The organism is Pseudoalteromonas sp. SR41-4 (genome assembly GCF_014163985.1).
Lineage (GTDB): Bacteria > Pseudomonadota > Gammaproteobacteria > Enterobacterales > Alteromonadaceae > Pseudoalteromonas > Pseudoalteromonas rhizosphaerae.
Genome location: NZ_JACJEI010000002.1, coordinates 296,419 through 319,882, shown reverse-complemented (window position 1 = coordinate 319,882; position 23,464 = coordinate 296,419). Strand labels below are relative to the sequence as shown.

Below are 23,464 nucleotides of genomic sequence, written 5' to 3'. Positions count from 1 at the left end.
CAGTCTCTCACACAGGAATGAATCATGAGCACTATTTCACTATATAAAGAAATGAACTTTGGCCTTGGCGAAACCGCAGATATGATCCGCGATCATGTAAACAGTTTTGCTAGCCAAGAAATTGCCCCTTTAGCTGAAAAAACCGATCTTGATAATGCGTTTCCTAATCAGCTTTGGCCACAACTTGGCGAAATGGGCTTACTAGGTATGACCGTACCCGAAGAGCTCGGTGGTGCCGGTCTTGGTTACCTTGAACACGTAATCGCAATGGAAGAAATTAGCCGAGCGAGTGCCTCTATCGGCCTAAGTTACGGTGCTCATTCTAACCTGTGTGTTAATCAAATTAACCGTAATGGCACGCAAGCACAAAAAGAAAAATACTTACCAAAATTAATTAGTGGTGAGCACATTGGTGCCCTTGCCATGAGTGAGCCTAACGCAGGCTCTGACGTAGTATCAATGAAACTTAAAGCCGAGAAAAAAGGCGATAAGTACATTTTAAACGGTAATAAAATGTGGATCACCAATGGTCCAGATGCGCATACTTTAGTGATCTATGCAAAAACTGATTTAACCGCTGGCGCTAAAGGCATCACCGCATTTATTGTTGAGAGTAATTTCCCTGGTTTTTCTACCGCCCAAAAACTCGACAAACTCGGGATGCGCGGCTCAAATACCTGTGAATTAGTGTTCGAAAACTGTGAAGTACCAGAAGAGAATATTCTTGGCAATTTAAACGAAGGCGTTAAGGTACTAATGAGTGGCCTTGATTATGAACGTGTTGTACTAGCGGCAGGCCCGCTGGGTATCATGCAAGCCTGTATGGATATTGTAGTACCGTATATTCATGAACGTAAGCAGTTTGATACACCGATTGGTCAATTTCAGCTGATACAAGGCAAAGTAGCCGACATGTATACACAAATGAATGCAGCCCGCTCTTATGTATACACTGTTGCGCGTTCATGTGATCGCGGTGAAACGACCCGTAAAGATGCCGCAGGCGCAATTCTATATGCGGCTGAGCTGGCAACTAAAATGGCACTTGATGCTATTCAAATTCTTGGTGGTAACGGTTATATCAACGAATACGCCACTGGCCGCCTATTGCGTGACGCTAAGCTTTATGAAATTGGTGCCGGTACCTCAGAAATTCGTCGCATGCTAATTGGTCGCGAATTATTTACTGAAAGCCGTTAAGGATAAGCGCTATGACTATTTTAAAATCAAGCGTCAACCCTCACGACCCGCAGTTTTTGCAAAATCATAAAAATATGGCGGCACTGGTTGATGATTTACGCGATAAAGTAAGCGAGATCAGCCAAGGTGGTGGCGTAGCGTTAATAGAACGCCATGAAAGCCGTGGTAAAATGTTCGTGCGTGAACGCATTAGTACCTTACTTGACGAAGGTTCACCATTTTTAGAGATTTCACAATTTGCAGCCTTTGGTGTTTATGAGCAAGCGATTCCTTGTGCCGGTGTAGTTGCTGGTATTGGCCGTGTTAAAGGCGTTGAATGTATGATCATCGCCAATGATGCGACAGTTAAGGGCGGCACCTATTTTCCGCTAACCGTTAAAAAACATTTACGCGCACAAGATATTGCCGAGCGGTGTCACCTACCGTGTATATATTTGGTTGATTCAGGTGGTGCCAACCTACCTGAGCAAGATGATGTGTTTCCTGACAAACTGCACTTTGGTCGTATTTTTTATAATCAAGCGCGTATGTCGGGCAAAGGCATTCCACAAATTGCAGTCGTTATGGGTTTATGTACCGCAGGTGGCGCGTACGTGCCTGCAATGGCCGACGAAAGCATCATTGTAAAAGAGCAAGGCACAATATTTTTAGCCGGCCCACCGCTGGTAAAAGCGGCTACAGGTGAAGAGGTAACCGCAGAAGAACTTGGCGGCGCTGATGTCCACTGTAAAACATCAGGGGTTGCCGATCATTACGCTGAAAATGACGCTCATGCGTTATCAATTGCTCGCCAATGTATTGAACGAATTAATTATCAACGCCCTACTTCGCCAATATTAGAGCAAGTAAAAGCACCGCGTTATGATATTAACGAATTATACGGCATTGTTGGCACCGATCTTAAAAAGCCATTTGATGTTCGCGAAGTGATTGCGCGTACCGTGGATGACTCTTCATTTGATGAGTTTAAACGTTACTTTGGCGATACCTTAGTGACTGGGTTTGCGAAAATCTATGGTCATCCGGTTGGGATTGTTGCTAACAATGGCATTTTGTTTAGTGAGTCAGCTCAAAAAGGCGCGCACTTTATACAGCTGTGCGCACAACGAAATATTCCACTGGTGTTTTTACAAAATATAACCGGCTTTATGGTAGGTAAAAAATACGAAGCCGAAGGCATTGCTAAACACGGAGCTAAAATGGTGATGGCTGTTTCGTGTGCTGATGTTCCAAAATTTACCGTATTAATTGGCGGCTCTTATGGCGCAGGTAACTATGGCATGTGTGGTCGTGCGTTTGAACCGACTATGATGTGGATGTGGCCTAATGCGCGTATTTCTGTGATGGGCGGCGAACAAGCAGCAGGCGTTATGGCGCAAGTTAAGCAAGATGGTTTAGCCCGTAAAGGCCAAAGCATGACTGATCAGCAAATCAGCGAGTTTAAACAGCCGATTATCGAGCAATACGAGCAACAAGGTCATCCATACTATGCCAGCGCCCGTTTGTGGGATGACGGTATCATCGATCCAGCAGATACCCGTAGTGTGCTAGGTTTAGCCCTCAGTGCTGCAGCCAATGCACCAAAACGTGATTCGCAATTCGGCGTATTTAGAATGTAAGGACGTGAGTATGTCAGTAACACTACAAATAACTAAATCAAATGTGGCTGTACTCGTTTTAAGTCGCCCTGAAAAGCGCAATGCCTTTAACGAGCAAGTGATCCAAGAACTTATTCAATGTATAGAGCATGCTAATAGCTTAGATGTACGCGCCCTTGTTTTAAAAACTGAGGGAGAGCATTTCTCTGCAGGGGCTGATCTTAATTGGATGAAGTCCATGGCAAACAATGACTTTAGTGAGAATCTTGCGGATTCAAAACAACTTGCCAAATTAATGCATGTATTAGCCAGCAGCCCACTGCCAACGGTATGTGCTGTGCAAGGCGCGGCATTTGGCGGCGCACTGGGCTTAATTGCCTGTTGTGACATAGCCATATGCCAAGACAATGCACAGTTTTGTTTAAGCGAAGTAAAACTTGGCCTCATTCCAGCTGTAATCAGCCCGTATGTGATCAGAGCCATCGGCGAGCGCGCTGCACGTCGTTATTTTTTAACCGCTGAGATTTTTGATGCCCACACAGCCAAGCAATTAGGCTTAATTCATCAAGTAACCGGTAAACTTGAATGCGCGCTTGATCAACTACTCGAAACACTGATCAACAACGGCCCTGTCGCGGTTCGCGCAGCAAAACAATTGATCAACGATGTGGCAGGTCATGATATTAATGGTCAAATCATTAATTTAACCGCTGAGCGGATTGCAGAAATTCGCGTCTCAAAAGAAGGCCAAGAAGGCTTAACTGCATTTTTTGAAAAGCGCCCACCAAATTGGCAAAAATAGGGATCACCATGAGCACACAATCATTACAAAAAATTCTTATTGCTAATCGCGGCGAAATTGCCTGTCGGGTTATGCGTACCGCAAAGCAAATGGGCTTAACCACTGTGGCGGTTTACTCTGATGCAGATAAAAATTCACAACATGTAAAACTCGCCGATGAAGCCTACCATATTGGTGCAGCGCCGAGTAAAGACTCCTATTTGGTAGCTGATAAAATTATCCAAGTAGCACTGGATGCAGGTGCTGATTGCATTCACCCTGGTTACGGCTTTTTATCTGAGAACAGTGAATTTGCAAAGGCCTGTGAAGCCAATAATATTGCGTTTATAGGCCCACCAGCGAGCAGTATCGAAGCAATGGGCTCAAAAACCCGCGCCAAAGAAATAATGGCAGCCGCGAATGTACCATTAGTACCTGGTTATTATGGTGACAAACAAGATCCTGCGTTTTTACAAGCTGAAGCTGAAAAAATTGGTTACCCAGTGCTTATCAAAGCAGCCTTTGGTGGCGGTGGTAAAGGCATGCGCGTGGTTGAACATGCAAAAGACTTTATCAGTGCTCTACAAGGTGCACAGCGTGAGGCAATCGCCGGTTTTGGTAACGACTTAGTACTACTTGAGCGCTATGTTAATAAACCACGCCATGTTGAAGTGCAAGTGTTTGCTGATAATCACGGTAACTGTGTGTACTTAGGTGATCGTGATTGTTCATTACAACGCCGCCATCAAAAGGTGATTGAAGAAGCCCCCGCGCCTGGTTTATCTGACGAACTTCGCAAAGAAATGGGCGAAGCCGCAGTACGCTGTGCACTTGCGATCAATTACCGAGGTGCAGGCACGGTTGAGTTTTTACTGTGTGGCGATGAATTCTTCTTTATGGAAATGAACACCCGGCTGCAAGTTGAGCACCCTGTTACTGAAATGGTGACTGGTGTCGATTTAGTTAATTGGCAAATTAACGTCGCCGCAGGTAACCCATTACCCATGCAACAAAGTGATATCCAATTACAGGGCCACAGCTTTGAAGCGCGTATTTACGCCGAAGATCCAAGCAATGACTTTATTCCTTGCTCTGGTACCATCAATGGCTTGTATATACCAGTTCAATCTGAGTATGTACGCATTGATACTGGGATCATGCAAGGGGATGAGATCAGTCCATTTTACGATCCTATGATCGCTAAATTGATCGTTCATGATGACTCGCGCGAGCAAGCTTTAGCACGATTAAGCACAGCCCTTGAACAATTTCATTTAGCGGGCTTTAGTTGTAATGTGAGCTTCTTACACACCCTTGCTAACCATGCAACCTTTAAGCAAGGCGCTCCTGATACTCACTTTATTGAAGAGCAAGGCGATGCGTTGCTTAAAGTTAATCAACAACACGCTGTTAGCAGCCGCATTATAGCTGCATTTAGCTATTTAACTGGGCTTAATCGTCAAGGAACTCAGAACGCATGGGACAGTCTAGCTGGTTTTAAACTCAATGCAGAAGCAACAATCAAGGTGCCATTCGTTGATAATGCGATCACTGCAACAGCTCATCAAGCGGGGTACACAGTCCGCATCGATGAGGTTGACTATACAACCTCTGGCAGTATCGACAATAACCTGTGTAGTGTATTTATCAATGGCAATAAACATATCGGCCATGTGGTTACTGCAGACAATAGCATCACAGTAATGTACAAGGCATTGCAAACTACCTTTGATATTTTTGATAAACACTATATCAGTGATCACGAAAGCGATGCCCTACCGCTTGCAGCACCACTTAATGGTACCGTTGTAAAACACCTTATTGACGTTGGCAGCACCATCACAAAAGGTGATGCTGTGGTGATCATAGAAGCAATGAAAATGGAATATACGCTTACCGCCCCCCATGATGGTGTATTGCAAAGCTATTGTTTTGCAGAAGGTGCTCTGGTGAGTCATGGTGCCCTATTAGCAATTGTCAGCGATGAGAGCGCAGCAGATGAATAGTACACTACCAAGTCATGTTCGCATTGTTGAAGTTGGTGCCCGTGATGGCTTACAAAACGAGCGTGCAGTAACTACCCAAGATAAGGTAACCTTAATTAACGCTCTTGCTGATGCAGGTGTTAAAGACATTGAAGCAGGCGCATTTGTATCACCGAAATGGGTGCCACAAATGGCCGATTCCAGCAATGTGATCAGTGCGCTTGATTTACCTACGACTAATTTAACGGCACTTACGCCTAACTTAAAAGGTGCAGAAGCAGCCCATGCTGTAGGTATTAAAGAATTTGCTATTTTTACCGCTGCCAGTGAAGCCTTTTGTCAGAAGAATATTAACTGCTCAATTAACCAAAGCATAGCCCGCTTTACTGATGTAATGGCCTTTGCTAAATCACATAATATTCGTGTTCGTGGTTATGTTAGTTGTGTGCTTGGCTGCCCATACGAAGGCGATATCGATCCGCAGCGCGTACTACAAGTATGTCAAAAGTTATTAGACCTTGGTTGTTACGAAGTAAGCCTAGGTGACACTATTGGCGTAGGTACCGCAAAAAAGGTCGATGAGCTGTTGGACGTGCTACTAGCTGAAATTGATAAGTCATTGTTAGCTGTTCATTTTCACGATACTTATGGTCAAGCGCTCACAAATATTTACACTGCCTTAAAGCGAGGTATAGCAACGGTTGACAGTGCGGTTGCAGGCCTTGGTGGCTGCCCTTATGCAAAGGGTGCGTCAGGAAATGTTGCCACTGAAGATGTAGTTTACTTACTACAAGGACTTGGCATAGAGCATGGAATTGATTTAGAAAGACTGGCTAAAGCTGGTTGGGCAATTTGCACGGCATTAAATAAACAACCTGTGAGCAAGGTATCCTTGGCACTTAAAAATCAAACTACTGATCAATAGTCTATATTTAGCCTTAAATTAGTAGTCATATAATTACAAATAAGGAGTGGGCCCATGGCCGGTTTCGATAAAGTGGTTTCAAGTTATGAAGCTGCAATGGAAGGCTTAAAAGATGGCGATACCATTATCGCTGGTGGTTTTGGTTTATGCGGTATCCCTGAGGGATTGATCAGCGAAATCAAACGTAAACAAACCAAAGAACTTACTGTGGTATCGAATAACTGCGGTGTAGATGATTTTGGTTTAGGTATTTTATTGCACGACAAGCAAATTAAAAAAATTATTGCCTCCTACGTGGGTGAAAATGCCCTATTCGAACAGCAATTGTTGAGCGGCGAAATTGATGTCGAGCTTACTCCGCAAGGTACGCTGGCTGAAAAAATGCGTGCCGGTGGTGCTGGCATTCCTGCTTTTTATACAGCAACAGGTTACGGTACGCCTGTGGCAGAAGGTAAAGATGTAAAAGAATTTAACGGACGCCCTTATATCTTAGAAGAATCAATCACTGGTGAGTTTGCCATTGTAAAAGCATGGAAAGCGGACCGTTATGGTAATTTAGTGTTTCGACACACGGCGATGAACTTCAACCCAATGGCCGCAACAGCAGGTAAAATTACCGTTGCTGAAGTTGAAGAAATTGTTGAACCAGGCGAACTTGAGCCAAGCCAAATTCACACCCCTGGTATTTTTGTTAATCGCGTGATCAAAGGTAACTTTGAAAAACGCATTGAACGTGTAACCACTCGCGATTAAGGAGCAATAATTATGGCATTATCACGTGAACAAGTCGCAATGCGCGTTGCACAAGAACTACAAGACGGTTATTACGTTAACCTCGGTATCGGTATTCCTACGTTAGTGGCAAACTACGTACCTGATAACATTGAGGTGATGTTACAGTCTGAAAATGGCTTACTAGGCATGGGGCAATACCCTACTAAAGCAGAGCTTGATGCAGATATGATCAACGCGGGTAAAGAAACCGTGACAGCAGCTAAAGGCGCAGCCATATTTAATAGTGCAGATAGTTTTGCAATGATCCGTGGAGGTCATGTAGACTTAACTGTTCTAGGTGCATTTGAAGTTGACCAAAACGGTAGTATCGCATCGTGGATGATCCCTAAAAAGTTGATCAAAGGCATGGGCGGCGCGATGGACCTTGTCGCTGGTGCAAAAAATATTATCGTTACTATGACCCATGCAAGTAAACATGGTGACTCGAAACTGCTAGAAAGTTGCTCTTTACCTTTAACTGGTGTTAACTGTGTGAAGAAAATAGTAACAGATTTAGCCGTGTTAGAAGTCAAAGACGGCGCATTTCATCTTTTAGAACGCGCACCGGGCGTGTCAGTTGATGAAATTATTAGTAAAACAGCAGGTAAATTACTTGTTGATGGTGAAATCCCTGAGATGGTTTTTTAATTTAACGCTCAGGTCCACCCTGTACCGACCTCATTCCCAGTGCCAATGGCGCTGAGTTACCCAAAATCCCTCGCAAGAGGGATTTTTTTTATCCTGTTGCTTATCAATCCATCAAATAGACTCTCGTAACATCTATTTTCTTACCTGAAATTATTACAATATTCTCATCTTCTCGATATGACAATTTACCTAGTTCTTCATACCTCCAACGCCCCCAATCATTTAAATCACTTTGCCATCCTGCCCATACAATTTCCTTATCAGTAACATTACAAACATATTGCCAATTAGTCATATCAGAGTTTCTAGTATATTCAACATAGGTATGATTACCATGCTGATTGTATGCAGAAACATGAGTAAATGGTTTATGAAAAACTGTTCCTATATAAGCTCTACAGAGTCTTGATTTATCTTCAGCTGAGTAAAATTCACTTTCTTCTTTATCTGGGGCTAAAACAGCAATAACTAACAAGAATATAAAAACTATAACGGCTTTATTGAAGTGTTTATTTTGCGGAATAGTTACTAATGGAAAATTATTGTGAGTGTTCTTAGGCTCACTAGTACAAGAGGCTTTAAATGTAATTACTTCCTTTAAGCTAAGGCCACAATTAAAGCAAAACTTATTAGAATCTTGGTTTTCCTTTCCACAATTTGTACAAAACATTATCAGTAAATCCTTTTTCATTTTTCTACTATTATTGTGTTTTGTTACATTAATGTCTAATCAAGATTGGTTGTGCTTCATATCTCCACTTTATTTTTGTACACAAATAGGTATTATTACGTCACACAATTACACTAAAATTGCCCCTTCAAAGTTCATTACAAGAGTTGCATCCCTCGCAAGAGGGATTTTTTTTGGCTGCACCAATTTGTCACACAAATAGCGTATAATGCCCCATGATTGTGAAAATCACTGAAATTGCTTAAACATATAATTTAATAAGCAACGGAAATAACTTAATATATTAGCTATTTAAATACTTATAGCAGATTAAACAATCCAATAAAGTCTATTTATTAGGCATTCTGGCAAATATTACCTATTCCCATACTTTAAGCAGAGGTTTTTTGCAAATTGGGATAATAATTGCTTAACTAACGTTATTGAGAATTACTAGCAACGACTATGCAAACACCTATCAGAGGATTGCGTTCATTTTGTTTTGCGGCAAGAACGCTAAGCTTTAAAGAAGCCGCCAATCAGCTTTATTTGACTCCATCTGCTGTTAGTCATCAAATAAAGCAACTAGAAGAACAGTTAGGGATTGAGCTGTTTGAACGCCAAACACGCTCAATTAGACTCACAGCTGCGGGGAAAAACTTTTATGACTCGGTATCACCACTTATAAAAGCGCTCGAAAAAACCATTAATGAATTCAGTCAGCTGCAAGAAAATATAACCATCAGCATTACGTTGCCAGAGTTTTTTGCCAGTGAGTTATTAATGCCGAAACTGAGTGAGTGGACTGTTGAGCACCCTAAAACCAATTTACAGCTAAACACCATGAAAACGCGTAAAGAGTTAACAAAACAAAGTGATCTATCTATTGTGCTGTCGTCTTCGAAGCCAATTGAAGGTGTTGTTCACGAGCTGTTTTCATTACAATACACACCGGCTTGTAATAAAGAAAATTGGCAACAGTGGCACAAAAAGCCACTCGAAGCATTACAACAAGTGCCGTTAATTTTGCATAAAGCGCGTCCTTGGGCTTGGCATCAATGGGCTGAACATGCAGGCCTTGATGACTTTTCACCCAAGCAAATTATACAAGTAGATAGTATGTTTGGTGTTGCCCGCGCAGCGCAACAAGGTATGGGTATAGCGCTAATTCCTTTGCCTATTAGTCAAACATGGTTTGACGAAGGCTGGTTGTGCAACTTTACTGATGAACCATTAGTAACCAAGGATAAATACTATTTAGTACAGCACTACCCTGGCGAGGCAAATGCACAGCTTGAGCTATTTATAAAATGGCTGCTAGACACATTTAAACACTTAAAATAAAGCCAATAACAGTGATGATCCGACATTAATTGTACTCTTATAATTTGATATACAACTCATTAAATACGATAAACCCAGCTCAATGGGTTTATCGTAAAAATAGTTTATTTTGAAGCCTTACTCTGCACTTTCCTCAGCCATTATTCTAAACTGTTTGGTGTCTTTGCGAGCAACAAAATCTAACACAGTTGCATTGATACAATAACGATCTTCACCTTTTGGGCCTTCACCAGGAAATAAATGCCCTAAATGAATACCCGTAGATTTAGATTTAATTTCAATACGCTGCATACCGTAACTATTGTCATCATGCAAGGTCACGCTGTCTTTGATGGGGTGAGTAAATGACAACCACCCGGTGCCCGATTTAAACCGATCCCGAGTATCAAACAGTGGTACACCACTGAGTTTGTCTATAAAAATACCGTCTGGGGTATTTTTAAAAATATCGTACTGTTTACAAAACGGACTATCTGTACGGGCCTTAAATGCCACTGTATATGCTTCACTATCCCCTAATTTAAATGCGCCAAGTGCTTTATAAAACTCTTCGCTAGACACATAACCTTGGCGACCATAAACCTCTTTACCATCTTCTAAAAATAAGATTGTTGGGGTGGCCCACGTCGCTGATTTAATCGTTAAACCATCAAGTTGATCGGCTTTACGATAAGTGACGGCAATGGTTCCTTGATAATCATTTAACACATCTTTTTTGAGTTTTTCACAATAAGGGCAGTAATCTCGTGAATCAATGATCACTATCTGCTTTCCTGCGAGTAAAGCCGTATTATCAACTTTATCATCACTGCGTTTTTCAAAAACAACGCCTGTTGAATGATCAGGGCAATAGCCATTAGGATTTTTAACTAAGTAGTCTTGGTGATATTCCTCAGCCGGAAAAAATACCGTTAATGGTTTTATAATGGTTTTTATAGAGCCATAACCAGCTTGGGTTAGTTTATCTTGATACTGCTGTTTTAATTCTTCAGCCAGTGCAGCTTGTTGCTCAGTAGTAGTTAAAATAATTGAACGGTACTGCGTGCCAATATCATTTCCTTGGCGATTTTTTTGCGTTGGATCATGACTTTCAAAGTAACTTTTTAATAACGTTGCAGCACTGATTATATTGCTATTGTAAGTAACCTGAACAACTTCAGCGTAATTATTTTCATCGAACTTGCGCGATGATTGGGTAATATTACGATAAGTTGCTTTAAAACCCTTACCATCTGCATAGCCTGACTTTGCATCAATTACACCAGGAAGCGCTTCATAACGTTTTTCTGCCCCCCAAAAGCAACCAGAACCAAGTACCATGGTTTCTAAATGCATTGTTGCTTGAATATCATTATCTTTTTCATTGTTAAGGGAAACACCATAACTTGCCGCACTGAACAAAATTGTTAAAGTGGTTAATTTAAGCCAATTCTTTGCTGCCAACATACTCTACCTCTTTCTATTTGTTGCTTCATTTTAGTAGACCTTGAAGCAGAACATATTATTTCAGGAATGTGGGTTATTTTATCGCTCATTATTGCGGCTTTACCGAATCCGACTTAACCTATGCGAATAAATGAGGTAAAACGTGTTTATTTAATAAAGGTACAAACATGAAAAACCTTATTGCTTTTTCTGCATTATCAATTGCCCTTGCACTTAGTACGCAAAGCCATGCTGCAGAGTTTAATTTTTCTTCCAAGCTTGATAGTAATGCACAAGCATTAGTATTGTTTTACAGTGAGGATGGGAGCAATACCGCATTTAACTCAATCAATAAAAAGTTCAATGCTCAATTACAGCACGCTATTGAAAATGAAAGTTTTAGTGGCAAATACGCCAGTACTGTTGAATTAATTGCACCTTATAATAGTGACTATAAACGCGTGCTAATTGTTGGTACCGGTAAGCAAGATAAGCTTGATAGAGCGTTAATGACCAAACTAGGTGGTAATATTCATGCGCGATTAATGAGCAGTAAAACAACAACTGCTGCGGTTGCATTCGATGACGTTGAAGGCGTAAACAATAACAGTGTACTTAGTGCTCACTTTGCACACGGTGCAAATTTACGCGACCATCGTTTTGAAAAATATAAACAAACTCCGAACACTCACACTGTCAGTTATCATTTTGACGTTAGTAATTCCAAGCAAACAAAACGTAACTATTCTGAACTTGAAAGCATTCAAGCAGGAGTGTTTTTAGCACGTGATTTAACCTCAGAAGTGGCCAGCGAAATGACTCCTGTTGACTTTGCTAGTGCGGCAAAAGAGCTTGAGTCTCTAGGTGTAGAAATCACTATTTTAGAGCCTAAGCAATTAATAGAACTAGGTATGGGGGCACTTGAAGCTGTCGGGCGTGGCAGCGAACAAGGCGCTCGCTTAGTCGTTGCACATTACAAAGGCTCAAACGCGACCCCTATTGCTCTGGTTGGTAAAGGGATCACCTTTGACTCTGGTGGTTATAGTATCAAAACAGGCGCATCAATTGCGCGTATGAAATCTGATATGGCTGGCGCCGCCGCTGTACTTGGGACTATCAAAGCAATGGCGCTTGCAAAAGCTGACAAAAACATTGTTTCCGTTATGGGTATGGCTGCCAATATGGTGTCGCAATACGCTGTTGCCCCTGGTGATGTGGTTCGCACCGCAGAAGGTTTAAGCGTTGAGATTGTTAATACTGATGCAGAAGGACGCTTAGTATTAAGTGATGCAATGTGGTATGCACGTGAATATTTCAAGCCGGAGATCATGATAGACGTTGCCACCCTTACCGGCTCTAAAATCAAAGCCGTAGGTAACGATTATGCGGCGGTGTTTTCTGATGACGATACGCTTGTTACGCAACTCACTTTAGCTGGAATGCAAGTAAACGAAAACCTATGGCGCTTACCGCTGGGATATAAAGAAACCTTAAGTTCAGACATTGCCGATCTTAAAAACCTAGGCTCAAGTGGCCCCGGAGCAACAACGGCCGCCAGCTTTTTGCAACATTTTGCTGGTGAAACTCGTTGGGTACACATAGATATTGCAGGTAATGCACTAGCAACTAAAGGAAAAGATGAAATTTCACCAGGCGGCACAGGTTATGGTGTGCGCTTGCTCAGTGAGTGGCTGTTAAGTAATTAGCAGTAAGCTATTATAACTTAATGCATTCTACTAACATCATTAGTTGTTATAACAACTGTGGCATTATCAAACACCTACTCTAAGCAATAGTGAGTGATATTCCACAGTTTTTTATAGTCTGACTCACATATCTAGTTTACGTGTATTAGTCCAGAACATTCCATAACCAAACTAATGTGTTTGCGCTACACTGGGTAATGTTAATATTGCAAGGTTGTTAACTAGTCGCATCGCTATAAACATTTCATACGTTATATGCTAGTTTGAGGTATTCATGAATAATAAATACATTTGGCTATGGATCAACAAACTATCTCTCCAACTATTAGTGTCCTCAGTAATAACAGCATATTGCTTGATGCCACTGCCCTAAACGATGACAGTCTGAGCATTCAAAAAAAAATCTGGGCACTAGTGCAACAATGCAACACCAGCGACGCCTTTATAGATGTAGTACCCGCAATGAACTCGCTGACAGTTTATTTAATAGACCCTACTTCGCTTGCTCACTGGCAAGCTCAGTTAGCACTTTGGTGGGCAAATATAAATCCGCACGACTATCAGGGTAAGCATCATAAAATTATTACCCAATACGGTGGTGACTATGGCCCAGATCTAGACTATGTAGCTGAGTATCACAATTTATCGCCACAACAAGTAATTGATATACATAGCCAAGGGCATTATCAAGTATTGTTTTTAGGCTTTCAGCCAGGCTTTGCATATTTGCACGGTCTGAATAGTCAATTACATACTCCGCGCAGAGCACAGCCGCGAACTCGAGTGCCCAAAGGTTCGGTTGCCATTGGCGCTAATCAAACCGCGATTTACCCAGCTGATTCGCCCGGTGGTTGGCATATTATCGGCCACAGTGATTTTGCATTATTTGACAGTGAAAATACTCCACCATGCGCAATACAACCGGGCGATACGCTGCAATTTATTACTAAGGAGTCGGTATTATGATCACCGTAATAAAGCCCGGAATGCAAATGACGATTCAAGATCTCGGCCGTCATGGCTATCGTCATTTAGGAATTGCCCAATCTGGTGCGCTTGACCCTTATGCAATGATCATTGCCAATCGTTTAGTGGGCAATGATGATAATCAAAGTGTTATTGAGATCACTTTAGGCTTAGCGCAATTACAGTTTCAATGTGCCACTGTTATTGCGCTGCATGGCGCTGATATGCAAGCAAAGCTTGATGGAGTAAGTATTTATCCCGGCTGGAGTTATCCAGTAGAGCAAGGACAAACACTGACATTTGCCACCGCTCGGCAAGGTTTTCGCAGCTACCTCGCAATTAAAGGCGGCATTGATTGTCATGCAGTGATGAATTCAACAGCCACCGATATTGCAGCAGGTTTTGGTGGCCTAACGGGCGCGCCTTTACAAGCCAATGATCAAGTCCCAATCACGCCATTTGATGGCAATTGGCCGCAACGTGGTGCGATTGCCCCCGCTAAGCGCAGTGTGATCCGCGTCCATTCAGGCCCACATCAACAATTACTATCACAACAATTTAGTGATTTTTTTGCCCAGACGAAATGGCAAGTCAGTCCGCAAAGTAATCGTATGGGAGTAAGGCTCAGTACTGAGCATAATCAATTAATGCATACACATTCATTGCCTTCTTTAGCTGTTAGCCCGGGCTCTATCCAACTAACACCCAGTGGTGAGCCTATCGTATTGCTAAATGATGGCCAAACAACCGGAGGATACCCGCTACTTGGTACTATAATAAGTGCGGATCAACACCAATTTGCACAACTTAAACCTGGTGACTTTGTGCGATTTGAATTCGTCAACCTAGCAGCTGCAAATACTGCGCAGCGAAAACTTGACGCTCACCTACAACAATTGACTATTGCACTAAAAAACTTGAGCATCAGATAACCAATCACTAAATAAAAGCTCAGCTTAATAAATAATAATAAACACAGCACAGTGTAGGAACTATGATGTTTGATCTTAATTATTGGCCATTAATTGGCATTCCAGTGGTTGTGCTAGGATTTGCCTTGCGCTTTAACCCACTGATTGTAGTAACCGTTGCTGGCCTTGCAACTGGTTGGGCGGTAAATTTAGATATCCTCACCCTTTTGCAAACCTTTGGCGAGAAGTTTATGAACTCTCGTCAACTGGCCAGCTTTATTCTTATTTTACCCGTTATCGCACTGCTAGAGCGCTATGGTTTACAACAGCATGCGAAAAACTGGATTGCACAAATTCAAAGTGCCACCAGCGCACGTATATTAGCCCTGTATTTTATCGTTCGAGAATGCTCAGCAGCCCTTGGGTTATTAAGCCTTGGCGGTCAAGCACAAACTGTTCGTCCATTATTAGCCCCCATGGCATTAGGTGCCGCGACCAATAAACACGGTGAGCTGCCAAAACCCATAAAAGACATGATCAGCGCCCATGCAGCTGCCGTTGATAATATTGCGATGTTCTTTGGAGAAGACATTTTCATTGCTTTTGGTGCTGTACTATTGATGGATGCCTTCTTAAAGGAAAACGGCATTGCCGGTATTGAACCGCTGCATATTGGTTTATGGGCTATTCCGACCGCCATTGCCGCACTCATTATTCATTTATTTAGATTATCTCGTTTAGAAGCAAAAATAGCTCTGGCTGTTGCTCACTACAAACAGCAGGAAGTGTGATGAGTAAAGTACTAACAACCGATGTAACTAACTCAAACGCTACAATTATCACCATTGAGAACATTTATTTATTAATTGGTCTCGTTGTGATGTTTTTAGTTGTTCGAACGCTGCAAGACAAAAACCATCCAAAAAGGCTCACCACAGCATTATTTTGGTTGTTATTTGGTAGCAGTTTTTTATTTGGTGATGTATCTATTGCCTTGTTCGGCAAAGCCAACACTTATTTATGGGTTGGTGTGAGCGTAGTATTAATTGCCCTGTTAGCGGGTTTAAACCTAGTAAGCATGGGCAGTTATCAACCACTCACTGAGCAGCAACAAACACAATCGGCCTCTCGCCTAGGCAATAAATTATTTGTTCCCGCATTAATGATACCCGTGATCACGGTATTACTGACTGTTTCTTTTGATGGTATCGCAATTGGTGATTATTACTTACTTGATCAACGTCATTTAACTCTCGCATCGCTCACTATAGCGTGTGTATCTGCGCTACTTATTGGCTGGAAAATTACTGGGGGAAATCCGATTGAAGCTGTCACTGAATCCCGTCGGCTGCTAGATTCTATCGGTTGGGCAGCAATACTGCCACAAATGCTAGCAATGCTTGGTGGCGTGTTTATTGTGGCGCAAACAGGAGACTCAATTAAAGAGTTGGTTACTTTATTTATAGCGCCAGAGAATCGTTTTATGCTGGTGGTGCTGTATTGTGTTGGCATGGCGTTATTTACCATGGTGATGGGAAATGCGTTTGCTGCATTTCCGGTAATGACTGCGGGTATTGCTATGCCTTTTTTAATCGAAGGTCATGGCGCCAGCGCCGCACCACTGGTAGCAATTGGGATGTACAGTGGTTACTGTGGAACGTTAATGACGCCAATGGCAGCAAACTTTAATATCATTCCAGCGGCATTACTCGACCTAAAAGACAAATACCATGTTATAAAGGTGCAAATACCTACTGCGCTGGCCTTATTAACGGTCAATATTATTTTAATGTATATGGTGATTTTTAATGACTAAACTGACATCAAGCATGCCCTGCGTATTGATAACTGGGTTTGCACCATTTGGCGGCGAATCGCTCAATCCGTCGTGGCAAGCGGTAAGCAAACTCGACGAACATTTAATCGCTAAGCACCGAGTAATAGCCCTTGAGCTACCGTGTGAGTTTAATACCTCATTAGAGGTGCTTTATAAAGCCATAGAGAAGCATCATCCGGTTCTAGTATTATGTATCGGCCAAGCCGGTGGCCGCAGTGAAATAAGCATAGAGCGTATCGCGATTAATATTGATGATGCCCGAATTAAAGACAACGCAGGAAAGCAACCCATTGATCACCCCGTAGTCAAAAATGCTCCTGCTGCTTATTTTGCAAAATTACCTATCAAACGCATGTTATTAGCACTGCAACAAAGTGAGATCCCAGCCGCCATTTCTAATACAGCGGGTACATATGTGTGTAATCACGTTATGTATGGTCTATTACATCATATCAATGAGCATGAACCACACATCAAAGGGGGCTTTGTGCATATCCCTTATTTACCAAGCCAAGCTGTGCACCATAATGGCGCACCGAGTATGAGCGAAGAAACCGTGTTAAGCGCGTTAAAAGTAATGATCAACGAAGCTATTGTTGCAAAACAAGATGTAAAAGTCGCGGCTGGCACCACCCACTGACCAACTTGGTGCATCAGCGGCCATGCTGGTGCATAAATTATTCTGAAAATATTGTAAAAGCTATGTGACTTAGTTAATTATTTCTGTTAAAACAAACGTGAATGGTTAGGTATTATGACCTAACTAACACACATGATAGGAATGAGGAGTTACTATGTGTTCAATTTTTGGTGTATTAGATATAAAGTCTGATCCCGCTCCATTGCGTACGCAAGCAATTGAAATGTCAAAATTATTACGTCACCGCGGGCCTGATTGGTCTGGTGTATATTCATCTGAGAAAGCGATTTTAGTGCATGAACGTTTAGCCATTGTTGGTGTATCAAGCGGTGCGCAGCCTTTATACAACCCTGAAAAAACTCATATTCTAGCGGTTAATGGCGAAATTTATAATCACAAAGAACTTGCCGCTAACCTTGAAACCGATTTCACTTTTCAAACTCAATCAGATTGTGAAGTTATCTTAGCGTTATACAAACAGAAAGGGCCTGAATTTTTAGATGATCTGAACGGTATTTTTGCTTTTTGTTTATATGACGAAGAACAAGACGCTTATTTAATTGGCCGTGATCATATTGGTATTATTCCACTTTATACTGGCCACGATGAGCACGGTAACTTTTATGTTGCCTCAGAGCTAAAAGCACTTTCACCAATCTGTAAGCATATTGAAGAATTTCCTCCTGGACATTTTTTATGGAGTAAAGATGGTCAATTGCGCCCATATTATGCCCGTGATTGGCAAAGCTTCGATGCAGTTAAAGATAACAGCGCAAAAGCCGAAGACGTCAAAGATGCACTTGAAGCCGCCGTTAAACGTCAGCTAATGTGTGACGTACCTTATGGCGTGTTGTTGTCAGGCGGTTTAGATTCATCCGTTATTTCAGCTATTACCCAACGTTTTGCAGCAAAACGTATTGAAGATAATGATGAAAGCGATGCATGGTGGCCTAAACTGCACTCTTTCTCGGTTGGCCTTGAGGGCTCCCCAGATCTAGCGGCTGCACAAAAAGTAGCTGATATGATAGGAACTGTTCATCACCCGATTATATTTACGATTCAAGAAGGGATTGATGCCCTGCGTGAAGTTATTTATCACATTGAAACCTACGATGTAACGACGATCCGTGCTTCTACTCCGATGTACTTAATGGCTCGCCAAATCAAAGCGATGGGTATTAAAATGGTGCTCTCTGGTGAAGGCGCTGATGAGCTATTTGGTGGTTACTTGTACTTTCATAAAGCACCAAATGCACAAGAGTTTCATGAAGAATTAAACCGTAAAGTATCTAAACTGCACATGTTTGATTGCTTACGCGCAAATAAATCAATGGCGGCATGGGGTGTAGAAGCCCGCGTTCCCTTCCTTGATAAAGAGTTTGTTGATGTTGCTATGCGTATCAACCCTGAAGCTAAAATGTGTAAAGATGGCAAAATTGAAAAGCATATTTTACGTGAAGGCTTTGACGGCTACTTACCTGATGAAGTGTTATGGCGTCAAAAAGAGCAGTTTTCGGATGGTGTAGGCTACAGCTGGATTGATACATTAAAAGAGTTTGTAAACGAGCAAGTAACCGATCAAGAGCTTGAAAACGCAAAATTTAAATACCCTATTAATACACCTGATTCAAAAGAAGCGTATTACTACCGTACTATTTTTGAATCTCACTTCCCAGGTGATGCAGCCGCTAAATGTGTACCACACGGTAAGTCAGTCGCCTGTTCAACACCTGAAGCGTTATTATGGGATGCATCATTTCAAAATAATGCCGATCCATCAGGTCGTGCCGCAGGTATTCATAACGACGCCTATGCACAAAAGAAATAATAAGCCTAGTCGCTTATTAAATCTGGCATTAACTCACAGACTGCACAAAGCCCCGCGCTTTGTGCAGTCTTTTGCTATTGAGCAAGTTTTTAACGATACAGCGAGACGCTGTAAAGGTTCGTCTGCGTTAATTGTTATTTATAAAACCGGGTTAACAACTCGACTAATGCAGCGCATTGCAAAAAACACCGCTCAGCCTGCCACCGTATTTTTAAATCAAGCCAATATCAAAAAAAATCGATGCCCTATTCGTTGGTTTAATCACAGCCATGAGATCAGCCGCTGTGGTCATGGGACACTCGCCGCTGCACTGTTTTTAAAAAAATGGCAAGGGTTTAGCCCAAACACCTTTTATACAAAAACAGGGGAAGTATTTGAAACCAGAATACATCAACGCGCACTGCAACTACAATTAACCACCATTGATAGCACCGAGGTACAAACAGAGGTTCTGCTGCAACAAGCCATTCCAGCCTCAATAGTGCAAAGCTATAAAACAGCAGAAATTAACGGCTACAGTACTTTGATGATTAACAGTGATCAGCCTTTAAAAACACTCGCGATAAATACAGCACAATTACAATACTACCCAAATGCAGTGATTGTATTGCAACAACGCCAAACAGCTTATCAAAACACACAGTGGCATTTTCGATATTTTGCTCCTTATTATGGCGTTGATGAAGATAGCGCTACAGGTTCAGCCATCTGCATTATTGCCCCCATAATCAAACAATACACTGAACAAACACATGGCCAGCTTTTCCAAGATTCAGTTGCCGGAGCAACCATTAATTACCGTTTAAAAAACAGTAATGTCATTATCAGTTAAGCCACTAAATTTGACGGTGTATTTTCCAAGCCCTGCATAGTCAATTTCAGTATCAACATCAGTGTCTAACTCAATAACACCACAATATGAGCCTGTTATGAGAATTTGGCCAGCAGCGAGCGTGATCCCACACTTAGCCAGATAATTTATTGCCCAATAGATTGGTGTTTGTGCCAGACCACATGGGTGCTTGCCAAGATAGCTATGACACTGATTATTTTGTGTTATCGCGATAGTAATATGTGCCGCATCATAAGCTGCTTGCTTATTAATTTTAGGACCAAGTAACACCCCTTGGTTACTTAAACCATCCGCTAACTTTGCAAAGTGATTTGCTTGATACGCTGTAGAGAAACGGTTTTGGATCAGCTCAAGTGCCATATGCGTGTCACTCACCGCGTGGTCAATTTCAGCTTCGCTATAGCTGGCCTGCTTTGGCATATTTTGCGCAAACACAAAAGCAATTTCAGGCTCTATCCGTGCCTTGTTTTGTTCAGTATATAATGTGCAGATTTGTGCAAATGATTGCGGCGGCTTTAATATTGGAGCCAAAATAATCGCACCGTTATCAAGTGGTAATAGGCATTTCCAACCAAATACTTGGCCCTTGTTTAATGCAATCATCAATTGTTGAACAGCTAAACTATCTTCAGTGCTTGTTAATGCTAATTGTGGCGGTAAATCTGATTGTGGCGCTGCACTTGTGCGTTGTGCAAATAAATGTGCTGCAATCGTTTTTAATTTAGTAGAACGGTCCACACTAACCTCTTCGTAATAAGGTTTTATAATGGCTACACCAGCAGCCGTAGGTTTAATGTAGTATTTATACTATTAAAAAATCAATTTGCGCTGCATTTTTAGCTAAGTACAGTTAAATAATAAATGATGGACTGTGCATTGTTTAAATTGGCCTTAATAAACACAATGCAAAATACCCCTGCTCGTCTTGCCACGTTTGCTCTAAACGTAATCCAGCTTGGGCGCTAAGTTGAGTAAATGCCTGTAGTGCGTATTTATGGGAGTTTTCTGTATGGATACTCTCACCTTGAGAAAAGCTAAATGATTCGCCATTGACGGTGACTGTTTGATCACAGTTACTGATCAAATGCATTTCAATACGGCTTAGTTTTTCATTAAACCGAGATTGGTGATTAAACTGGCTAAGATCGAAATCAGCATTTAACTCAGCGTTAATACGCTGGAGCAAGTTTTTATTAAATGCCGCGGTGACGCCTTGTTTATCGTCATAAGCATCAAGTAATACTTGACGGTCTTTGAGCAAATCAATGCCAATCAATACATAACCGTTAATACCACATAACCGATGAAAATTTTTCATGATCTCAATGGCTTTTAGCGGTGAAAAATTGCCTATAGTTGAGCCTGGAAAATACACGAGGTTCGTTTGGCTATCCAATTGTGTTTCACGGCTTAACTGCTTTACCATTTGGCTATGAGTAAAATCCCCCAACAACGGCGAAATAGCTAACTCAGGAAATAATGGAGATAAATGGGCCAGTGAGTAATTAAGCATTTCATTAGAGATCTCAAATGGCACAAAACTTTTCACATTCACTAAGTGTGCTAACAAATAAGCAATTTTTTTACCTGAGCCACAGCCCGGCTCTATGATTGATAAGTTATCAGGAAGCAACTTGGCAATTGCTTGGCTGTGCTTGGTTAAAATGCTCAGCTCTGTGCGTGTCACGTAGTACTCATCAAGCTCAGTGATCTGCTCAAACAAAGCGGCCCCATTATCATCATAAAAATATTTACAGGGTAGATTTTTTTGTTGCTGTGACAGTCCCGCAATAACATCGTTTAAAAAGCGGTTATCAATGTCGGTTGTCATTAATGTTGTTACTTGGCTCATGCTCAATCCTTAGCGAGTCTAATACCACTGCGCATCCACGCTTGGTGTGGGTAATAGAAATTGCGATAAGTTAGTCTTAAATGATTTTGTGGGGTAAGTTTACAGCCACCGCGCAGTACCATTTGATTCGCCATAAATTTACCATTGTATTCCCCTGCCACGCCTGCTATTGGCTTAAAGCCTTGGTACGGTAAATAGGCACTGTTTGTCCACTGCCAACAGTTGTCGGTCAGCTGGGTGATAGTTTGTGCCGCATTACTGTTAGCCACGCTTTCCCATTCAAATTCGGTTGGGAGGCGAGCTTGTGAGTAATGTGCAAAAGCGTTTGCTTCGTAAAAGGTAACATGGCTTAGCGGCTCATTTAGCGCCAAAGGCTGTAATCCAGCTAATGTAAATTCAAACCACTCATTATTTACTTTATGCCAATAGAGTGGCGCAGTTTGCCGAGCATTATTTATCTGCGCCCAACCGTCATTGAGCCAATGCTCTGGGTTTTGGTAACCACCATCTTGTATAAACGCTAAATACTCAGCATTAGTAGTTAGCCGGTTAGCAAATTTAAATGGCTGAATAAGCACTTGATGAGTTGGGCGTTCATTGTCGTAGCTAAACGTTTGCTCAGTTGCACCAATATGTGCAGTATGCTTTGAGAATGCCACAAAGCTAAGAGGACTGGCTTGCGTAACAGGATTTTCTATACGGTTGTTGTTAGTGTCACAATAAGCAGGAAACAACGGATTAACTGAAAAGTTATATTGAATGTCCATCAGCATTAATTCTTGGTGCTGTTGTTCATGGTTAAGTCCTAATTCAATAACTTGCTTTATTGACTCGCTACACGGTGCACTCAGTAATTCAATCACCGCCCGGTCAACATATTCTCTATAGGTAATCACGTCATCTAAACTAGGCCGCGATAAACTCCCTCTGCAGGCACGCTTAAATTGTTCACCTATACCGTTATAATATGAGTTAAATAAAGTTTTAAAGTTAGGATTAAATACTGTGTAGTGAGAGCTATGTGCAATTAGTAAAAAAGTTTCAAAGAACCACGTTGTGTGCGCAAGGTGCCATTTACTAGGGCTTACATCGGCCATAGCTTGTAATTGGCAATCTTCTGCTGATAACGAGTTTATTAACGTCACGCTTTGGTGTCGAACACGCTGGTAATGATGGACTAATTGATGCTCATCAGCTGTGTTTTTAGTGTTCTCTTTGCCATGGTTACTCATAGTAATGACTAAATTCCTTATCACAACTTAACAATGATATAGCTCACCTAATGTTAAATCATATTCATATTACGCTTTCATTACTGCGACTATAAAACGTCAATCTCGTGCAGCTGCCTTTTACAACTACAAAAAATAATAGTTCAATTAACCACAAAAAACAGCCGCGATTACTTTAACAATCAAACTAATTTTTGACCTTTTGCAAATTATGTAGTTTTATATAAAAACATAAAAATGGTTGCAATGGCCATACAAGCCGCTATTTAACTACAAAATCATTTACATT

21 protein-coding genes are annotated in these 23,464 nt (G+C 41.6%); 16 read left to right on the top strand and 5 right to left on the bottom strand.

The genetic code is table 11. From position 1 onward, the window contains the following. Positions 1-24: 24 nt before the first annotated feature. Genes H5180_RS03025 through H5180_RS02995 form a run of 7 tightly spaced genes read left to right on the top strand, consistent with a single transcriptional unit; the run spans position 25 to position 7,911 of the window. Positions 25-1,200 (top strand): isovaleryl-CoA dehydrogenase, encoded by a 1,176-nt coding sequence (locus H5180_RS03025; RefSeq protein WP_145233275.1) that lies wholly within the window; start codon positions 25-27, stop codon positions 1,198-1,200. Positions 1,201-1,211: 11 nt separating this feature from the next. Then, positions 1,212-2,819, top strand: coding sequence for a carboxyl transferase domain-containing protein (locus H5180_RS03020; protein ID WP_145233274.1), 1,608 nt, complete (start codon positions 1,212-1,214; stop codon positions 2,817-2,819). Between the two features lie 10 nt (positions 2,820-2,829). Further along, entirely contained in the window at positions 2,830-3,600 is a 771-nt protein-coding gene (locus H5180_RS03015; protein ID WP_182757636.1) for an enoyl-CoA hydratase/isomerase family protein, read from the top strand. Between the two features lie 8 nt (positions 3,601-3,608). After that, the gene (locus tag H5180_RS03010) at positions 3,609-5,585 is read left to right on the top strand and encodes an acetyl/propionyl/methylcrotonyl-CoA carboxylase subunit alpha (protein WP_182757635.1); all 1,977 of its coding nucleotides are present in this window, start codon (positions 3,609-3,611) and stop codon (positions 5,583-5,585) included. Beyond that, complete coding sequence (locus tag H5180_RS03005; protein WP_182757634.1) at positions 5,578-6,489, top strand: hydroxymethylglutaryl-CoA lyase; 912 nt, start codon at positions 5,578-5,580, stop codon at positions 6,487-6,489. The genes H5180_RS03010 and H5180_RS03005 overlap by 8 nt, the downstream gene beginning before the upstream one ends. Before the next feature lie 54 nt (positions 6,490-6,543). After that, the gene (locus H5180_RS03000; RefSeq protein WP_145233270.1) at positions 6,544-7,242 is read left to right on the top strand and encodes a CoA transferase subunit A; all 699 of its coding nucleotides are present in this window, start codon (positions 6,544-6,546) and stop codon (positions 7,240-7,242) included. Between the two features lie 12 nt (positions 7,243-7,254). Beyond that, a complete protein-coding gene (locus H5180_RS02995; protein WP_145233269.1) occupies positions 7,255-7,911 on the top strand; it encodes a 3-oxoacid CoA-transferase subunit B in 657 nt (218 codons plus the stop codon). Positions 7,912-8,014: 103 nt separating this feature from the next. Here the strand turns inward: H5180_RS02995 and H5180_RS02990 are convergent, their stop codons facing one another. Beyond that, positions 8,015-8,602 (bottom strand): zinc-ribbon domain-containing protein, encoded by a 588-nt coding sequence (locus H5180_RS02990; protein WP_182757633.1) that lies wholly within the window; start codon positions 8,600-8,602, stop codon positions 8,015-8,017. A gap of 444 nt (positions 8,603-9,046) precedes the next feature. Between H5180_RS02990 and H5180_RS02985 the strand changes: the two genes are divergently transcribed. Then, the gene (locus H5180_RS02985; protein ID WP_145233266.1) at positions 9,047-9,925 is read left to right on the top strand and encodes a LysR family transcriptional regulator; all 879 of its coding nucleotides are present in this window, start codon (positions 9,047-9,049) and stop codon (positions 9,923-9,925) included. Between the two features lie 117 nt (positions 9,926-10,042). On the opposite strand, the gene msrA is transcribed toward H5180_RS02985, so the two are convergent. Further along, complete coding sequence (gene msrA, locus H5180_RS02980) at positions 10,043-11,371, bottom strand: peptide-methionine (S)-S-oxide reductase MsrA (RefSeq protein WP_182757632.1); 1,329 nt, start codon at positions 11,369-11,371, stop codon at positions 10,043-10,045. A 167-nt stretch (positions 11,372-11,538) separates the two neighbouring features. Between msrA and H5180_RS02975 the strand changes: the two genes are divergently transcribed. The 8 genes from H5180_RS02975 (at position 11,539) to H5180_RS02940 (ending at position 20,070) form a co-directional block, all read left to right on the top strand. Next, positions 11,539-13,056, top strand: a complete 1,518-nt coding sequence (locus H5180_RS02975) for a leucyl aminopeptidase (protein WP_182757631.1) — start codon at positions 11,539-11,541, stop codon at positions 13,054-13,056. A gap of 297 nt (positions 13,057-13,353) precedes the next feature. Continuing rightward, positions 13,354-14,022, top strand: coding sequence for a 5-oxoprolinase subunit PxpB (gene pxpB / locus H5180_RS02970; RefSeq protein ID WP_145233263.1), 669 nt, complete (start codon positions 13,354-13,356; stop codon positions 14,020-14,022). After that, positions 14,019-14,954, top strand: coding sequence for a biotin-dependent carboxyltransferase family protein (locus H5180_RS02965; protein ID WP_182757630.1), 936 nt, complete (start codon positions 14,019-14,021; stop codon positions 14,952-14,954). Before pxpB ends, H5180_RS02965 begins: the two co-directional genes overlap by 4 nt. 65 nt (positions 14,955-15,019) lie before the next feature. Further along, positions 15,020-15,724 (top strand): DUF969 domain-containing protein, encoded by a 705-nt coding sequence (locus tag H5180_RS02960; protein WP_145233413.1) that lies wholly within the window; start codon positions 15,020-15,022, stop codon positions 15,722-15,724. Beyond that, positions 15,724-16,749: a DUF979 domain-containing protein gene (locus H5180_RS02955; protein WP_145233259.1), complete on the top strand. Its 1,026-nt coding sequence runs from the start codon at positions 15,724-15,726 to the stop codon at positions 16,747-16,749. Before H5180_RS02960 ends, H5180_RS02955 begins: the two co-directional genes overlap by 1 nt. Next, positions 16,742-17,410 carry a pyroglutamyl-peptidase I gene (pcp, locus tag H5180_RS02950; protein ID WP_220493022.1) on the top strand — a complete coding sequence of 223 codons (669 nt, stop codon included), beginning with the start codon at positions 16,742-16,744 and terminating at the stop codon, positions 17,408-17,410. Before H5180_RS02955 ends, pcp begins: the two co-directional genes overlap by 8 nt. A 154-nt stretch (positions 17,411-17,564) precedes the next feature. After that, a complete protein-coding gene (gene asnB / locus H5180_RS02945; RefSeq protein ID WP_145233255.1) occupies positions 17,565-19,238 on the top strand; it encodes an asparagine synthase B in 1,674 nt (557 codons plus the stop codon). Further along, entirely contained in the window at positions 19,222-20,070 is an 849-nt protein-coding gene (locus H5180_RS02940) for a PhzF family phenazine biosynthesis protein (protein ID WP_182757629.1), read from the top strand. Before asnB ends, H5180_RS02940 begins: the two co-directional genes overlap by 17 nt. Here H5180_RS02940 and H5180_RS02935 read toward each other — a convergent pair. The 3 genes from H5180_RS02935 to egtB form a co-directional block, all read right to left on the bottom strand. Beyond that, positions 20,041-20,829: a 2-keto-4-pentenoate hydratase gene (locus tag H5180_RS02935; protein WP_220493021.1), complete on the bottom strand. Its 789-nt coding sequence runs from the start codon at positions 20,827-20,829 to the stop codon at positions 20,041-20,043. The genes H5180_RS02940 and H5180_RS02935 overlap by 30 nt on opposite strands. Before the next feature lie 142 nt (positions 20,830-20,971). Then, complete coding sequence (gene egtD, locus H5180_RS02930; protein WP_182757628.1) at positions 20,972-21,943, bottom strand: L-histidine N(alpha)-methyltransferase; 972 nt, start codon at positions 21,941-21,943, stop codon at positions 20,972-20,974. Between the two features lie 2 nt (positions 21,944-21,945). Further along, the gene (gene egtB / locus H5180_RS02925) at positions 21,946-23,175 is read right to left on the bottom strand and encodes an ergothioneine biosynthesis protein EgtB (protein WP_182757627.1); all 1,230 of its coding nucleotides are present in this window, start codon (positions 23,173-23,175) and stop codon (positions 21,946-21,948) included. Positions 23,176-23,464: the final 289 nt, after the last annotated feature.

Bases quoted from the DNA above. Each gene is read 5' to 3' on its own strand.
- H5180_RS03025 (WP_145233275.1), top strand. From the start codon at position 25: ATGAGCACTATTTCACTATATAAAGAAATGAACTTTGGCCTTGGCGAA.
- H5180_RS03020 (WP_145233274.1), top strand. From the start codon at position 1,212: ATGACTATTTTAAAATCAAGCGTCAACCCTCACGACCCGCAGTTTTTG.
- H5180_RS03015 (WP_182757636.1), top strand. From the start codon at position 2,830: ATGTCAGTAACACTACAAATAACTAAATCAAATGTGGCTGTACTCGTT.
- H5180_RS03010 (WP_182757635.1), top strand. From the start codon at position 3,609: ATGAGCACACAATCATTACAAAAAATTCTTATTGCTAATCGCGGCGAA.
- H5180_RS03005 (WP_182757634.1), top strand. From the start codon at position 5,578: ATGAATAGTACACTACCAAGTCATGTTCGCATTGTTGAAGTTGGTGCC.
- H5180_RS03000 (WP_145233270.1), top strand. From the start codon at position 6,544: ATGGCCGGTTTCGATAAAGTGGTTTCAAGTTATGAAGCTGCAATGGAA.
- H5180_RS02995 (WP_145233269.1), top strand. From the start codon at position 7,255: ATGGCATTATCACGTGAACAAGTCGCAATGCGCGTTGCACAAGAACTA.
- H5180_RS02990 (WP_182757633.1), bottom strand. From the start codon at position 8,602: ATGAAAAAGGATTTACTGATAATGTTTTGTACAAATTGTGGAAAGGAA.
- H5180_RS02985 (WP_145233266.1), top strand. From the start codon at position 9,047: ATGCAAACACCTATCAGAGGATTGCGTTCATTTTGTTTTGCGGCAAGA.
- msrA (WP_182757632.1), bottom strand. From the start codon at position 11,371: ATGTTGGCAGCAAAGAATTGGCTTAAATTAACCACTTTAACAATTTTG.
- H5180_RS02975 (WP_182757631.1), top strand. From the start codon at position 11,539: ATGAAAAACCTTATTGCTTTTTCTGCATTATCAATTGCCCTTGCACTT.
- pxpB (WP_145233263.1), top strand. From the start codon at position 13,354: ATGGATCAACAAACTATCTCTCCAACTATTAGTGTCCTCAGTAATAAC.
- H5180_RS02965 (WP_182757630.1), top strand. From the start codon at position 14,019: ATGATCACCGTAATAAAGCCCGGAATGCAAATGACGATTCAAGATCTC.
- H5180_RS02960 (WP_145233413.1), top strand. From the start codon at position 15,020: ATGTTTGATCTTAATTATTGGCCATTAATTGGCATTCCAGTGGTTGTG.
- H5180_RS02955 (WP_145233259.1), top strand. From the start codon at position 15,724: ATGAGTAAAGTACTAACAACCGATGTAACTAACTCAAACGCTACAATT.
- pcp (WP_220493022.1), top strand. From the start codon at position 16,742: ATGACTAAACTGACATCAAGCATGCCCTGCGTATTGATAACTGGGTTT.
- asnB (WP_145233255.1), top strand. From the start codon at position 17,565: ATGTGTTCAATTTTTGGTGTATTAGATATAAAGTCTGATCCCGCTCCA.
- H5180_RS02940 (WP_182757629.1), top strand. From the start codon at position 19,222: ATGCACAAAAGAAATAATAAGCCTAGTCGCTTATTAAATCTGGCATTA.
- egtD (WP_182757628.1), bottom strand. From the start codon at position 21,943: ATGAGCCAAGTAACAACATTAATGACAACCGACATTGATAACCGCTTT.
- egtB (WP_182757627.1), bottom strand. From the start codon at position 23,175: ATGAGTAACCATGGCAAAGAGAACACTAAAAACACAGCTGATGAGCAT.